Annotated in this window: 12 protein-coding genes and 1 tRNA gene; 12 read left to right on the top strand and 1 reads right to left on the bottom strand. The window is 49.1% G+C overall.

Annotated features, from left to right (window positions below):
* The first annotated feature begins 148 nt into the window (after positions 1–148).
* From Enr17x_RS21495 to Enr17x_RS21485, 3 genes are all read left to right on the top strand, one after another.
* Positions 149–643, top strand: coding sequence for a DUF6717 family protein (locus tag Enr17x_RS21495; protein ID WP_198000721.1), 495 nt, complete (start codon positions 149–151; stop codon positions 641–643).
* Positions 644–749: 106 nt separating this feature from the next.
* Positions 750–823 (top strand) — tRNA-Arg (locus Enr17x_RS21490).
* Between the two features lie 59 nt (positions 824–882).
* Positions 883–1647: a hypothetical protein gene (locus tag Enr17x_RS21485; protein WP_145311753.1), complete on the top strand. Its 765-nt coding sequence runs from the start codon at positions 883–885 to the stop codon at positions 1645–1647.
* Here Enr17x_RS21485 and Enr17x_RS21480 read toward each other — a convergent pair whose 3' ends face one another.
* The gene (locus Enr17x_RS21480; protein ID WP_145311752.1) at positions 1648–2640 is read right to left on the bottom strand and encodes an adenosine deaminase; all 993 of its coding nucleotides are present in this window, start codon (positions 2638–2640) and stop codon (positions 1648–1650) included. It abuts the gene before it with no gap.
* A gap of 54 nt (positions 2641–2694) precedes the next feature.
* On the opposite strand from Enr17x_RS21480, the gene Enr17x_RS21475 reads away from it, so the two are divergent.
* The 9 genes from Enr17x_RS21475 to Enr17x_RS21435 all read left to right on the top strand — a co-directional run bounded on the left by Enr17x_RS21475 (position 2695) and on the right by Enr17x_RS21435 (position 15778).
* On the top strand, positions 2695–3381 hold the full coding sequence (locus Enr17x_RS21475) for a hypothetical protein (RefSeq protein ID WP_145311751.1): 687 nt from the start codon (positions 2695–2697) through the stop codon (positions 3379–3381).
* A gap of 106 nt (positions 3382–3487) precedes the next feature.
* Positions 3488–4825, top strand: a complete 1338-nt coding sequence (locus Enr17x_RS21470) for a neutral/alkaline non-lysosomal ceramidase N-terminal domain-containing protein (protein ID WP_145311750.1) — start codon at positions 3488–3490, stop codon at positions 4823–4825.
* Positions 4826–5527: 702 nt separating this feature from the next.
* A complete protein-coding gene (locus Enr17x_RS21465) occupies positions 5528–7588 on the top strand; it encodes a PrkA family serine protein kinase (RefSeq protein WP_145311749.1) in 2061 nt (686 codons plus the stop codon).
* Positions 7589–7695: 107 nt separating this feature from the next.
* Positions 7696–8802 (top strand): DUF444 family protein, encoded by a 1107-nt coding sequence (locus tag Enr17x_RS21460; RefSeq protein WP_145311748.1) that lies wholly within the window; start codon positions 7696–7698, stop codon positions 8800–8802.
* 82 nt (positions 8803–8884) lie between these two features.
* Positions 8885–10414: a SpoVR family protein gene (locus tag Enr17x_RS21455; protein WP_145311747.1), complete on the top strand. Its 1530-nt coding sequence runs from the start codon at positions 8885–8887 to the stop codon at positions 10412–10414.
* 24 nt (positions 10415–10438) lie between these two features.
* Positions 10439–10933, top strand: a complete 495-nt coding sequence (locus Enr17x_RS21450; protein WP_145311746.1) for a hypothetical protein — start codon at positions 10439–10441, stop codon at positions 10931–10933.
* Positions 10934–11072: 139 nt separating this feature from the next.
* Positions 11073–11882: an IclR family transcriptional regulator gene (locus Enr17x_RS21445; RefSeq protein WP_145311745.1), complete on the top strand. Its 810-nt coding sequence runs from the start codon at positions 11073–11075 to the stop codon at positions 11880–11882.
* Positions 11883–11911: 29 nt separating this feature from the next.
* Positions 11912–13063: an aminotransferase class V-fold PLP-dependent enzyme gene (locus tag Enr17x_RS21440; protein ID WP_145311744.1), complete on the top strand. Its 1152-nt coding sequence runs from the start codon at positions 11912–11914 to the stop codon at positions 13061–13063.
* A gap of 216 nt (positions 13064–13279) precedes the next feature.
* Positions 13280–15778: a PSD1 and planctomycete cytochrome C domain-containing protein gene (locus tag Enr17x_RS21435; RefSeq protein WP_232100804.1), complete on the top strand. Its 2499-nt coding sequence runs from the start codon at positions 13280–13282 to the stop codon at positions 15776–15778.
* The last annotated feature ends 11 nt before the right edge of the window (positions 15779–15789 follow it).

The following is a 15789-nucleotide window of genomic DNA, read 5'->3' as shown; positions in this document are numbered from 1 at the left end:
TTAGCGTTATCTCGACTGTTACCAAAGAGTCTGATCGCACCAACAGCTGAATTTCTTCCACCAGATTTTTTCGCAAATAGAACGACTTTTTTGTTAAACTGTCTCAAATCAATCTATTGACCCGAGAATCACGCGTGAGGAATCAACGATGAGCACAGAACAAGCCGCAACTGATGAAACACACCCGTCCCGATTTCACTGGCAACGGCTGATTCTGCTGATTGTAGGGCTGATTTTCCTCGCAGTGGGCGTCGCCTGGCAACTCAAGCTGCTACCGTTCGGAAGCAGTTTGCCTCGTCAAAACGCGATCATGGTCATCGCCCCTTATCAGCATCAGGGAACCTGGGTTTTCGATGACAGTTCCGCCGGTCTGGTACAAGAACCGTTTGTTGCCGGCGTTCCCGAGATGATCGATGTCATCGTCGCCGACATTCCTGACGCCGACGAAGGGTTTCGGCTGCTGTTCTCTGCCAAACCGTTCCCGAAGTTTCAGAAAAAGCTGATCTGGCTGCGTGGTGATCAGGGGGGCAACTATTACCGCTTCGAAGATTCCGACATGGAAGGCTGGATCTGCCCCGCCATGTTCAAATATTACGAGACCGCCCCCAAAGAACTCTACGTCAAAGCCGAGCCGATGAAATAAGCATGCAAACCGAGCCAGGCGGGCCTTTTTTGTGTCACTCTCGAAACACGAGAGGCAGACATTTGACGAAACAATAGAACCCCTACTATAGTAGGACCATTCACAGGCCCCCGTAGCTCAGTTGGATAGAGCAATGCTTTCCTAAAGCATAGGTCGCAGGTTCGAACCCTGCCGGGGGTATGTTTTCACAGGGACGGCTATTCAGCTCCGTTTATGTCATTTCCAGAAGGAATCCTTTCATGCTTAAGCCGCTCAGTATTTTTATTTCCTGCTGTCTCATCGCACTTGGAATTCTGTTTGCGGGGACCTCACTCCAGGCAGAAGAGAAAGCCAAAAGCTATTACCTGATCGGTAATTCTCTGACCTGGGATACCGTTCCTTCGTTGCTCGACGGCGATGTGCAGTGGCACGTCGATTGTGGCAAGAGTCTGCCTTACATTTATGAGCATCCAGAAAAGCCCTGCGTTAAAGCTTCCACACTCTGGCCCACGGCACTCAAAGAGAAACAGTACGATCTGATTTCCGTACAGCCGCACTACGGTTCTATGCTCGCGGAAGATGTCGATACGATTTCCAAATGGGTCAAAATGCAGCCCAAAGCGACATTCATCATTCATACTGGCTGGGCACGCAGTGCGACGCGGGCCGATGAATATGCCAGTACAGACGTTTCTGGCAAGCTGCAGCATAGCCCCGCGTATATCAACGCCCTGATTGCGGCCCTGAAAAAACAATTTCCCGATCGAGAGTTTAAACAAACCTATGCGATCAATCTGCTGGAACAGGTCGACTCTGACATTAAGCAGAACAAGGCACCTTTCGACCAGATTACGGACCTCTATCGCGATAAAATCCATATGAAGACCGACAGCGGCCGTTACCTGATGCACAATGCAATGCGGCACGCGATGGAACAACCACGGTCTGAAAAGGGCTACGAAAAAGTCGATCCGAAAGTGAAACAGTATCTGAATCAGGTGCTTGATACGCTCAACCAGCTGTAATTAAAACTCCGGTAGTTCGGCAATCAGTTTCTGCTTTTCCTCGTCAGAGAGAAACGCCGCGGTGAATGAATTCCGGGCGAGTTGTACCAGATCCTCGCGCGTTAGACCAAAGGCTTCCTGAATGGCCTGATAATTTTCGTTGACGTAACCGCCGAAGTAGGGAGGGTCATCGGAGTTTACGGTCACCAACAGGCCGGCATCCATCATTTGCTTGATCGTGTGATCCGACATTGTTTTAAAAACGCATAATCGTACGTTGGACAGCGGACAAACGGTGAGTGGAATCTGTTCTTCCGCAAGCCGTTTGACAAGAGCCGCATCTTCCATACAACGTACCCCATGGTCGATGCGTTCGGCGTGCAGCTGGTCCAGAGCTTCATTGATGTATTCCGGCGGACCTTCTTCACCTGCATGGCACACCACCCGGAACCCCTGCCGACGGACTTCCTCGAACACGTTCACAAATTTGGACGGGGGATGCCCCAGTTCCGAAGAATCCAGGCCGATGCCGATAAATTGATCACGGAAGGGAAGTGCCTGCTGTAGGGTCTCCATCGCTGCTGCTTCTGAAAGATGTCGCAGGAAGCTGAGAATCAGTTTCGAGGAAACGCCAAGCTCTGATTGTGCTTCCCGAAGCGCCGCTGTGATACCATTGATGACCGTTCCCATAGGAATATTACGGGCCGTATGTGACTGGGGATCAAAGAATATTTCGGTGTGCCGCACGTTCTGGGAAGCCGCTTTTTTCAGGTAAGCCAGAGTCAGATCGTGAAAGTCTTCTTCCGTCTGTACCACACTGATCGAGGCGTAATACAAGTCGAGAAACGACTGCAGGTCAGAAAAGTTATACGCGGCTCGCATCTCATCCACCGACTTGAAGGGGAGCGTGATCTTGTTCTTCTCCGCAAGCGCAAAAGCCAGCTCTGGTTCCAATGTTCCTTCAATGTGTAAATGTAGTTCTGCTTTGGGCAGTTGAGCAATGAAATCGTCCATGTTGTTCCTATTGAATGAGAATCAGCTTAAGGTTTCTTCAGTTTTTTTTTTGAATTGTCTGAAAAGTTTTATCAAGGAACAAGCCAGATTTTTGAAGAAGATACACAAATACAACTTGATTCCGCATCTGGTAGCATTAACAAGGCTTTGTTCCCGTATCACTGGTTGAAGCGAGTTCGTTTTCTTTGGCTCAAGACGAATTCAGATTTTTATCAGTATGGTGAACCAGTTGATTGTTGGGAATGTCTCGGTTACTATACCGGGTTACACACATGGCTTTGGGTGTATAGGCAAATGGCGCTTTTGTTTGATGGGATAAGTATAGTGAAGTCAATTAATGCTTTTCTACTGTTTTCTATTTTGATGGCAGGTCTCACTTCAATTCTCCTGTTAAGTGATGAGAAACCGGATGAACCGATCTCGACGCAACAGATTGCTGAGCAGCCCGTTCTTACTCCAAATGTGATGCCTCCGAAGGTGACGATGTGTATGTACGTGCAAAGTGCCGAGATCACAAACGAGGGGATTCTCCATTTTGTAACGGAGAATAGTGGCGGTACCAGATACTACTATTTCAATGCCAAAGACCGAAATATTGTGATCGTCGAATCTGCGGAAATAGAAGCTGATCAGATCCAAATCGAAGATCTTGAGCATGGTGTTCTGCTTATTACAGTTCCTGAAGCACTCAATCTGGATATAGAAAATTTTGGAAAATCCAATTCAAATCAAAATCAATAAGCGATGCAGGAGGCTTCGTTTTTCATTCGCCATCTTGTAGGATTAATTCTGTTGGTTTGATCCCTGCGGTTCCTGCAGAAACGCAGATTGTGAGCAAGATTGAAAAATGAAAGCGAAGATCACCATGATAAGAGCACTTTTGTTTTGTCTTTTGGGACTCTTATTTTCTGTTCAGACAGAACTGAAAGCGGGTGACTGGAAAGTCGGCATGGCCCGGGTGGATATTACGCCGACAAAGAAAATCTGGCTCGGCGGTTACGCTTCTCGCAAAAAGCCGGCCGAAGGTACAACGCACCCCTTGTGGGCCAAAGCGTTGGTCTTCGAAGACAATCAGGGAACCCGCGCCGCGATAGTCACTACCGACCTGATCGGGTTAACACGGGAGATTTCCGATGCGGTGGGAAAACGCGTCGCTCAGAAAACAGGGATCACTCGCGAACAGATTCTATTGAATTCCTCGCATACCCACAGCAGTCCCGTCGTACTCGGCTGTGCGTCGCTGGCCTATGATTTGAGTCCTGTGCACCAGAAAGAGATTGAGGACTACGCAAAACAACTTCAGGATAATCTGGTCAAGGTCATTGTAGAGGCCAGCCAGTCGCTGTCCGAGGCATCTCTCAGCTACGGCGAGGAACGGGCCACGTTTGCTATCAATCGACGAGGGCGGATCAACCCGGATGGCCCTGTTGATCATACCGTTCCTGTGCTCAGGGTGAATGATGCCTCTGGCAATATGCGAGCAGTCCTGTTCGGCTATGCCTGCCATAATACTACGATCGCGTTGTTCGAATATTGTGGCGACTACGCCGGCTTCGCACAGGTAGCGCTCGAGAAAAAGTACCCGGGAACCATGGCGCTGTTTATGATCGGCTGCGGCGGTGACGCCAATCCCGATCCGCGCGGCACGCTCGCTTTGGCAGAACAGCATGGGAATTCTCTGGCGGCAGCCGTGATACGAGCCGTTGATCAACCGCTGGAACCGATTCAGGGGCCGTTGACCGTCAAAATGCAGCGAACCGATCTGCCGTTTGTGGAACCACCTTCCAAAGCGGAATTGCTGGAACGGCAGGGAAAGGGAGACGTCTATTCTCAGCGGCTGACGAAGTATCTGTTGAATCAACTGGAAGAGCAGGGCGCGATTGCAACCTCATATCCCTTTTCGGTGCAGGTGATCACGTTTGGTGACGATTTGACGTTGATCGGCCTGGGAGGTGAGACGGTGATTGATTATTCCATTCGGCTGCACGAAGAATTATCTGACCGTCGTATCTGGGTCGCCGGCTACTGTAATGAAGTCTTCGCCTATGTCCCCTCCGAACGGGTTCTCAAAGAAGGCGGCTATGAAGGGGGCGGTGCGATGAAGTACTTTGGTTTTCATGGCCCCTTTGAACCAGGCGTGGAAGACCGCGTCATTCAACTCGTGCACTCTCTGGTGGCGCCGTAGAACCCTGCGCAGATATTGCTCAGAAGATAAGAGCGTTATTTCATTTGGTGGTTGAATGAAAATTACTCTGAATGCCTCCTGCATACAAAACAGAATGCGCCAAAAAGTTTAAACACATTGTCGCATCTAAACGTAGTAATGCTTGCAGGTAAGGTAGCGCCGCACTTCATCAAAACGTAACAGTTCCAGTCTGTCCAATCTGATCAGATTCAATACGTTCAGGAGTCCTCTCTTTCGTTTAAGCTTGTCAGAGCGTTTTCATGAAGGTTTCTCTAACTGCCTGTTATTTAGGAACTTACTGAGTGTTTAATTCGATGTGCTATAAAGAACAATTTTGACGCGTCAAAGATTGCTATTGTCTCAAACACTAGCGTGGGAAATAATAGAAGTGCTCGAAACGTTGTAAAAGTCACTTACATCCCTGTGTGGCATGCTCTGAGAGCCGTCGAGTCACGTCCACACGATAATCCCTGATTCACAATTAGGTGTTGGCCATGGATGGTCTTAAAACAACCTCGTCACAGATTTATTTTTGTATGAGGGAACTTTCCCTGCGCGGATTGTGTCTCGCACTTACAAAATTTCGGTCTTTGTGAAAGGCAGTCGAACTTTAGAAAAATTCTTCAATCAAATCACCTCGAACTTATTGGCCGATAATTCGACCTGCCTGAATGCAAGTCGTCACGCCAGGAGGAAAGTCCCATGGAAAATGGTCGATCAATCTTAAATCAAATCTCTGGTCAGCTTAACTCTGACTCGTTTCTACAGGAACATTGGCAGGGGACTTTTGATGAGTACCTCGATCTTGTTCGAGCAGACCCCAAAGTAACGCGAACGGCGTTCCAGCGCGTCTATGACATGATCATGAGCTATGGAACCTATCCCGTCGAAGGCAAAAAGGGACTGATTCGCTATCGCTTCTTCGATGATCCAGTGAATGACGGCCGCGATGGAATCTTCGGGCTCTCGAAACCATTGATGGATCTTGTGAACGTCTTCAAGTCGGCAGCCCTCAAGTACGGCAGCGAACGCCGCGTGTTATTGCTGCACGGCCCCGTTGGGAGTTCCAAAAGTACGATCGCCCGGCTGTTAAAGCAAGGGCTCGAACGCTACTCCCGCACCGAAGAAGGTGCCTTGTATAGTTTCGGCTGGAAGGAAGAAGACGGTTCAATTCTCTGGGACCCGATGAATAGTGAGCCCCTGCAGTTGATTCCGTTGAAACATCGGCAGGAAATTTGCGATTATCTGAACGAGGGACGCGATCCCAATAAAGAAACAGACTATATCGTCGAAATCTCCGGTGAAGTCTGCCCGCTCAGCCGGTTTATGTTCAACGAAAAACTGGAAAAAGCCAACGGCGACTGGACCAAAGTCATGGATCAGATCGTTGTCAAACGCATTACGTTTTCCGAGCAAGATCGAATCGGCATTGGAACATTCCAGCCTAAGGATGAGAAAAACCAGGACTCAACCGAATTAACGGGGGATATTAATTATCGTAAAATTGCCGAGTTCGGGAGCGAAAGCGATCCGCGCGCATTTAACTTTGATGGTGAGTTCAATGTCTCCAACCGGGGACTGATTGAATTTATCGAAGTCCTCAAACTGGATGTGGCGTTTCTGTATGACCTGCTCGGCGCATCTCAGGAACACAAAATCAAACCGAAGAAGTTTGCACAGACTGACATTGATACGGTCATCATCGGCCATACGAATGAGCCGGAATATCGTCGTCTGCAGTCGAATGAATTCATGGAAGCGTTGCGTGACCGTACGGTGAAAATTGATGTGCCTTATGTCACGAAGCTGAGTGAAGAAATCAAAATTTACGAGAAGGATTACAACACCAAACGTGTCCGCGGCAAACACATCGCCCCGCATACGCTGGAAATAGCAGCCATGTGGGCCGTACTGACTCGCCTGGAAACGCCCAAGCATCACGGCTTGACGCTGGTTCAGAAAATGAACCTGTATAACGGCAAATCGCTGTCTGGTTTCACGACAGAGAATGTGGAGCAGCTTCGCAAGGAGGCCAAGTCAGAAGGTCTGTTCGGGATTTCACCCCGTTACGTGCAGGATAAAATTTCGAATGCATTGGTCGTGAATTCGCAAAGCTCCAACTTGAATCCGTTCATGCTGTTGAATGAATTGGAAGAAGGGCTGAAGCATCATTCTCTGATTGCGAATGAAGACATGCGTGATCATTACCGCCAGTTGATTACCGTTGTGAAGGAAGAATATACCGACATCGTGAAGAACGAAGTTCAGCGTGCCATCGCCGCTGATGAAGAAGCACTCACACGACTGTGCGGTAATTATCTGGATAACGTCAAAGCCTACACGCAGAAAGAACGCGTGAAAAACAAGTTTACGGGCGAGTACGAAGAGCCGGATGAACGCTTGATGCGATCGATTGAAGAACGCATCGATATTCCGGATACCCGGAAAGATGATTTCCGCCGTGAGATCATGAATTACATTGGTGCTTTGTCCATGGATGGGAAATCGTTCGATTACAAAACGAATGAACGCTTGCAGAAGGCCCTCGAAATGAAATTGTTCGAGGACCAGAAGGATACGATCAAATTAACCAGTCTGGTATCGAATGTGGTCGATGCGGAAACGCAGGAAAAAATCGATATCGTCAAAGCCCGGTTAATTCGAAATTACGGTTATGACGAAGAATCAGCAACGGACGTTCTGCAGTATGTTGCCAGCATTTTTGCTCGCGGCGATACAAAAAAGAACAGCGACGCTGCCTGACCTGAACGTATCTTTTCATTAACTCATAGGAATAGCAGCCGGGAGAAACAAGAATAGATTGAGAGCCGACTCACTCTGATTCCCTGTTCTGAAAGGGGCTCAATAATATGGTACGCAGAATTGATCGTGACCAGCAACGGTTCGAGAAAATTATCAAAGGTAAAGTGCGACAGCAGCTCAGAAAATACATCAATCATGGCGAAATGATTGGTCGTAAAGGACGAGAAACCGTCAGCATTCCCGTACCCAATATCGAGATTCCCCACTTTCAACACGGTGAAAAAGGGAGTGGCGGCGTCGGGCAGGGTGAAGGCGAAGTCGGCCAGCCCATCGGTCGTGGAAAGTCCGATGGCGATGGTCAGGGCCAGGCCGGCAATGAGAAAGGCCAGCACATTCGAGAAGTGGAACTCACCCTCGAAGAACTGGCGGATATGCTCGGCGAAGCACTCGAACTGCCGCGGATTGAGCCCAAGGGAGACGACGCTCTCACATCGAAAAAAGACCGCTATACTTCGGTCAGTCCGACCGGCCCCGATTCGTTGCGGCATTTTAAGCGAACTTACAAACGCGCTCTCAAGCGGATGATTGCGACTAATAATTACGATCCCAAAGATCCGCTGATTATTCCGACCAAAGACGACGAGCGGTTTCGAAGCTGGAAGACGGTTTCTGAACCGCACACGAATGCGGCTGTGATTTACATGATGGATGTTTCCGGGTCGATGACCGACGTCCAGAAAGAAATTGTCCGCACGGAAGCATTCTGGATCGATACCTGGCTCAAGCGTCAATATAACGGGATCGAACGACGTTATATCGTGCACGATGCTGTGGCTCATGAAGTGGATGAAGATACGTTTTACCGCGTTCGTGAGAGCGGGGGAACACGTATCTCATCCGCTTACCGGGCAGCCGACCATATTATTAAACGGGACTTTCCCCCATCACTGTGGAATATTTACTGCTTCCAGTTTTCCGACGGAGATAACTGGGGTGAAGATAACACAGAGTGCATTGAGAATCTCAAAGAAAATATTTTTCCGATCTGTAATCTCTTCTGTTATGGCCAGGTCAGAAGCCCATATGGCTCGGGAGATTTTATCAAGGAACTGCGTAAGTTCGAAGAAGAGTTCGATAATCTGATTTTGTCTGAGATTGACGACAAGGAAGCCATTTACGGTTCGATTAAAACGTTTCTGGGAACCGGAAAATAGAATTAACAGTATGTGCTGCCCTCAGAAGCAGCACGCAGTCAGCCGGTGGTTCAAACTGCATTGATTGCTGACGGAGGCTCGTATGGTAGTAACAACACATCGCCCCTTACCAAAGGAATTAAGCGACATCCAGCAGGAGATGGAGCAGCATGCGCTCGATTATGGACTCGATTTTTTCAAAACGATTTTCGAAGTCCTCGATTATGAAGAGCTCAGCATGTTTGCCGCCTATGGTGGGTTCCCGGTGCGCTATCCGCACTGGAGATTTGGTGCGCAATATGACGAGCTGATGAAAGGCTACTCTTACGGCTTACAGAAAATCTATGAGATGGTGATCAACACCGACCCCTGCTATGCGTATTTATTGAGTGCGAATGATATTACCGATCAGAAACTGGTAATCGCCCACGTTTACGGGCACTGCGACTTTTTCAAGAACAACGCCTGGTTCGCGCATACGAATCGCAAGATGCTGGATCAGATGGCCAATCATGCCACGCGGATGAATCGCCATATTGATACGCACGGCTATGAAACCGTGGAAATGTTTATTGATACCTGCCTCTCGCTGGAGAGCCTGATCGATCCCTACGCGCCGCATATCAAACGGGAAGCAAAAGCAGAGCGCAAGCCTGAGACAAAACGACAGGAAGAAGAGACAGGCGAAGCTTCGGGCGGCCGTTTTCCGGCGAAGAACTACATGGATCGCTACATCAATCCGGATGAAGTACTCGAAGCCGAAGCCAGTCAGAAACGTGAAAAAGCCCGCGAGATGTCGGATCAGCTGAAGTTTCCCAAAGAACGCATGCGAGACGTATTGTACTTTTTGATTCAATATGCCCCCTTGGAAGACTGGCAGCGGGATGTGCTGTCGATCATTCGGGATGAAGCCTACTACTTTGCTCCGCAAGGGCAGACGAAAATCATGAACGAAGGCTGGGCCAGTTTCTGGCATTCCACCATCATGACGCGGCACGGTCTGACGGACGAAGGACTCATTAACTACGCCGACCATCACAGTGGTACGATGGCAACCAGCCCCAATCGGTTGAATCCCTATAAACTGGGAATTGAACTGCTGAAGGATATTGAAGAACGCTGGAATAAAGGACAGTTCGGCCCGGAGTACGAAGACTGTACCGACATGTTCGAAAAAGAACGTTGGGATAAAGATCTTGGATTAGGCAGAGAGAAAATCTTTGAAGTCCGCCGCATTCATAATGACATCACGTTTATCGATACGTTTCTGACGCCCGAGTTCTGTTACAAAAATCGCATGTTTTCCTTCGCGTTTAACGATTCCAATAAAACGTATGAAATACAGTCGCGCGAATTTGAACAGATTAAGCAGCAGTTACTCAACAGCCTCAGTAATCATGGGCGGCCTGTGATTTACGTGCAGGATGCCAACTATAAAAACCGGGGCGAGCTTTATCTCGAACATGAATATATGGGAGTCGAGCTCAAACTGGACTATGCCCAGGATACGCTGGTCAATCTGCATCGTATCTGGAAGCGACCGGTGAATATCGAAACCGTCGTCGATGATCGGCCGACGATCTTGAGCTACGACGGCAAAAAACATCACACGAATTCAAAAGAAAAAACCTAATATCCTCGTTAGGAGGATTTCAAAATGTCTGTACTCAATCAATTAAATCACGAACTGAAACAGTTAACCGGATTTCAATCGGCGCAACCAACAACCGTCACTCTGGCTGCGAAAGGCAAAATCGAAATCAACATTGATTTTACCTCCGTCGATTCCATGAGCTGTTCCTTTCAGGAGATTCGCGTCAATGTTCCGTCTCTGTCACAGTCGACTTACGACAAATTAAAAGAGTGGGGCCAAAAACTCTGTCAGCGGATCACCTATCTGCTGGAGAATATCGGGCCTCTCGAATATGACGAAGATGCCGGTCAGGTACTCATTCGTTCGACACCACCCGATCAGAATCAGGCGGGAACCCAGTTCTATGAAATCATTCTCTCCTCCCACGCCAATGGTAATTTCAGTTTAAAACGCTTCGCCAGCCAGCCGGGTCAGGGAGGGCGGACCCAGGTCGATTTGCAGGTGACGCACGAAGTCTTGCGTAAGCTGGTTGATGATCTGGTCGATACCGTTCCCTGAGTCGGCAAATCCGATTCGGTACTTGAATGCCTTAAGTGATAATTCGCTTAAGGCATTTTTATTTATAGACTTAGGTTATGAAATGTAAACTTGGGTTTCATACTTGACGAGCGGTGTTTTATATGTAAAATCATATTTCATGAGTAAAACATTACAAAGAACTGATTCAAGAATATCGTATCGAGTACCTGCTCTGGAGAAGGGGCTTGAGGTCCTGGAGTTGCTGTCCGGGATCTCCCGACCGCTCTCTTTAACAGACATTGCAGACCGTCTGGGACGAACCAAACAGGAACTGTTCCGCGTGATGGCGTGTCTGAATGAGCAGGGGTATTTGATCCGGGATGCCAATCAGGGTTATCGGATGAGTACGAAACTGTTCGAGCTGGGGGCCAAGCATGCCAGCACCGAAGCGCTGATTGCCCGTGCGACTCCGCATATGGAAGCCTTGACGAATGAGCTCAAGGAGTCGTGCCATCTGAATATTGTGGTTCGCAACAAGATGCTGGTGATTGCCCGCGTTGATTGCGATGCTGATGTTTCACTGGCCGTGCGCATCGGTGCCAGCTTCAAATTGCATGAGCGCAACAGCGGCCATGTCGCACTCTCGTTTCTGCCGGAAGAACAGCGTCAGAAATACTGGGAACAGCACGACCTTGCTTCCGGTCAGATTGAGGAGTGGGAGTCGGATTATATCGACATCAGGCGGGCCGGTTTTCGTACGATGGAAAGCACGTTGATTGTCGGCGTCCAGGATACGGCGACGCCGATTCTAGGCGCTGATGGAAGGCTGCTGGCTGTGTTATGCGTCTCTCATATTTTACGTGTTGGCGAGTCTGACGACAGTACCCGGATTTCTTCTACCATGTTGGATTGTGCTCAGGCCATTTCAAGTGAATTCGGGCCGACGATGATTAACAAGTCGGACATTGAAACGCACAGTGTCAACTGAAACAAGCGGATGAACCAAACGGAGTTTTCATGCTGGATCAACAAAAACGACAACAGGATTTTCCCAGTTTGTCGGAACGCGTCTATTTAAATACCGCCGCCGAAGGCATTCCCCCGCTGGCAGTAGGGGAAGCATTTCAGCAGTATTTTCAGGATAAGCTTCTGGGTATGGATGGTCGCACACTGCATGAAGCCCAGTGGGACGCAGCCAAAGCGTTGGTCGGGCAAATGTATGGACTGAGTTCGGATGAGGTCAGTATCTGCTCCTGCAGTTCCGAAGCGTTCAATCTGGCGTATCAGGCATTGCAGCTGAAAGCCGGAGACGAAGTCATCGTCAGCGATCTGGATTTCCCCGCCAGTTATACCTTCGGCTTACAGCCAAGCTGCCCGGCGACGACGAAAATCTGGAAGGCTCGCGACTGGAAACTGCGTCTGGAAGACTTGCAGGAACTTCTCAGCGATAAAACGCGCGTGGTGAGTATCTCGCTCGTCAGTTTCTTCAACGGGTTCAAGATACCGTTAAAAGAAGTCATTCAGACCATTCGCCAGCACTCATCCGCTCTGATCGCTTTGGATGTTACGCAGGCACTGGGACGCATTCCCCTCGATCTGGAAGACATCGATCTGATTATCAGCAGCACTCACAAATGGATTCTCTCTTCACATGGCGGCGGTCTGGTGGGAGTTCCCTCAGCAAAAGCGAATGAGTGGACGGTTCCTGCGGGTGGCTGGTTCAATCTGAAAGATGCTTTCGGCGATCAGCGTTTTGATAAAGCGGAAAGTCTGCCGGGCGCAGCCAGCTTTACCGTGGGCATGCCCAACTATCCCGCCGTGTATGCCATTCGTGCTGCGTTGGACTATATTACCCAGACCGGCGTCGAACAGATCAATCAGGCGGCATCCCCTCTGGTCGAAGCATGCCTGGAAGGTCTCAAGCAGACGTCGGTCGAACTGATTTCACCTAAAGAGTCGGAGAATCTGGCGGGCATTATTGCGTTTCGGCATCCTGAAGCCGAACGCATTTATCAACACTTACACAGTAAACAAATCCATCCCATGTATCACGCAGGGCGAATTCGTGTCGCTCTGCACGGTTACAATACGATGGAAAACGTGGAAACGTTCCTGCGAGAGTTAAATGTGGCATTGTCGAAAAGTTATGTTGGGAATGCGGTGAGTTAAGTCGGAATACAGCGTAAAAAATTGCTCGGAAGTCATTTAAAATATGTATTTTTGCTGATTTCTGAACCAAATGGAATATAATAGTAAGGTAAGTATATATTCATTCTTCAAACATTCTTACCTTCACGCACAAGCCACCAATTGTTCGGGTGAGAGATAAGCGCTCATCAAATAAATTTGTGGTCCTACCTCAAACTGCTGGGAATAATAATGAAGATGCCTGCTCGTTTACGAGATCGTTTGTTTTCTTTCGTAAAAAAACAGTCTCCCTCCGGGTTATTGATCGCAGCCGTTGTGCTCACTGTTTCTCAACTCTCCGCTGCTGAGAAACAACCGAATCAGCAAGAGATTCAATTTTTTGAAGCCAAGATCCGGCCGCTCTTAATCAAGCACTGCTACGACTGTCATGGGGCAGACGCGCAGGAGTCCGGGTTACGCGTTGATACATTCAAAGGCATCGCCAAAGGTGGTAAAGCCGGCTCGCTGTTGGTTCCCGGGAAACCGGACCAGAGTCTGCTGATCACGGCGGTCAAATATCAGGCTTCCGATTTACAGATGCCACCCGATGAAAAACTCAGTAAGCAGGAAATCGAGGATCTGACCAACTGGGTCAAGATGGGCGCGCCTTATCCCAATGCAGATTTGAGTCTGCTCCGAGCGTCCAGCGAGAAAGGAAAATACGATCTGGAAAAGGAACGCCAGTTCTGGTCCTTCCAGCCGGTTAAGAAGCCGGCATTGCCTGCTGTCAAACACAAGGACTGGGTGAAAACTCCGATCGACCAGTTCGTATTATCGAAACTGGAACAGGCAGGATTGACGCCTGCGAAACCGGCTGACAAACGGACGTTGATTCGCCGGACCACCTTTGATTTAACCGGCTTGCCGCCGACACCCGAAGAGATAGAGGACTTCCTGAACGATACATCGCCTCAGGCATTCGAGAAAGTTGTGGATCGTCTGTTAGCGTCACCACATTACGGTGAGCATTGGGGGCGGCATTGGTTAGACATTGCCCGCTATGCCGATTCCAATGGTCTGGACGAGAACATTGCCTTTGGGAATGCCTGGAAATATCGGGATTACGTCGTAAACGCGCTGAATAAAGATAAGCCATATGACCTGTTTCTCAAAGAACAGTTGGCCGGTGATCTGCTGGAACCCGCGAAGGATGTTGCTGAGCGTAACGAACGCCTGGTTGCCACCGGGTTCCTGTCACTGGGCCCCAAAGTGCTCGCGGAAGTCGATGAAACCAAAATGGAAATGGATATCATCGACGAGCAGATCAACACGATTGGCGTCTCTCTGATGGGCATGACGTTGGGCTGTGCCCGCTGCCACGACCATAAATTCGATCCGATTTCGGCTCATGATTATTACGGTCTGGCGGGCATCTTGAAAAGCACCAAAACAATGGAGCATTACAAGAAGATCGCCCGCTGGCACGAGAACTCACTTGCCACAAAAGAAGAGCTCAAGGAGCAGGCCGAGTGGGACAAGAAGATCAAAACAGAAGAAGAGAAAATCGCCGCTCTGGTGAAGTCTGAGAATGAGCGTCTGAAGAAAGAGGGCGGCAAAGACTTTAAACTGCCGAAGAAACCTGAGCCCTCTTATTCGAAAGAAGCGAAAGCAGAACTCAAAACACTGCGGGATCAAGTCGCCTCGCTCAAAAAAGAACGCCCCGAGGTTCCCACTGCCCTGGGGGCAACCGAACGAGAAATTATTGATGTCCCGATTCACATTCGAGGCAGCCATCTGACATTGGGAGAAACTGTGCCGCGGCATGTTCCCGTGGTATTGAGCCCCCAGCCTGAAAAACCATTTTCGAAAGAGACAAGCGGCCGTTTGAAATTTGCCGAATGGCTTACGAGCCGCGAGCATCCCCTTACGTCACGGGTTTTCGTGAACCGGGTCTGGCGCTGGCACTTTGGCAAGGGAATCGTAGCGACCCCCGACAACTTCGGAAAACTGGGCGCAAAGCCGACGAATCAAGCTTTGCTCGACTGGATGGCTGCCAATTTCATGGAAAAAGGCTGGTCAATCAAAGACCTGCATCGCATGATTCTGCTTTCCAATACCTGGCGGATGAGTAGCGAATTCAATGAGAAAGCAGCTACCGTTGATCCCGATAATAATTTGCTGTGGCGGGTCGATGTACGACGTTTGGATGCCGAGTCTATTCGTGATTCCATTCTAGCAGTCAGTGACGGCCTGGATCTGACCATGGGCGGCTCACTACTGACGGTTGAGAATCGTGCGTTCGTATTCAATCATGAATCCAAAGATGCAGTCACCTATGATTTTGATCGTCGCTCTTTGTATCTGCCCGTTATTCGAAACCATCTGTTCGGGATGTTCATGCTGTTTGATTATGCAGACGCCAGTGTATTGAATGGGAATCGCTCTTCAACCACCGTGGCACCGCAGGCGCTGTTCCTGTTGAACAGTCACCTTGTTGAAGAAGCATCGCAACGTATGGCGGACACCATTTTAAGTCAGACCGCATTGTCACCGGAACAAAAGATACAACATCTGTTTTTAAAATCGTTTGGGCGTTTGCCGTCGGAATTAGAAGTCAGCAAATCATTGCAGTTCCTGGATGAGCTGGAAAAAGATTTGCAGGCGGAACAATCCGATTCGGAGAAACGTATCCATCGCAGCTGGCAGGTGCTCTGTCAGTCCATTTTTGCATCGAGTGAATTTATCTATCTCAGATAACCTGGATGTGA

It is taken from the genome of Gimesia fumaroli (assembly GCF_007754425.1).
Classification (GTDB): domain Bacteria; phylum Planctomycetota; class Planctomycetia; order Planctomycetales; family Planctomycetaceae; genus Gimesia; species Gimesia fumaroli.
Note: the sequence above shows the minus strand (reverse complement) of the source record. Positions and strands in the feature narration are given on the sequence as shown.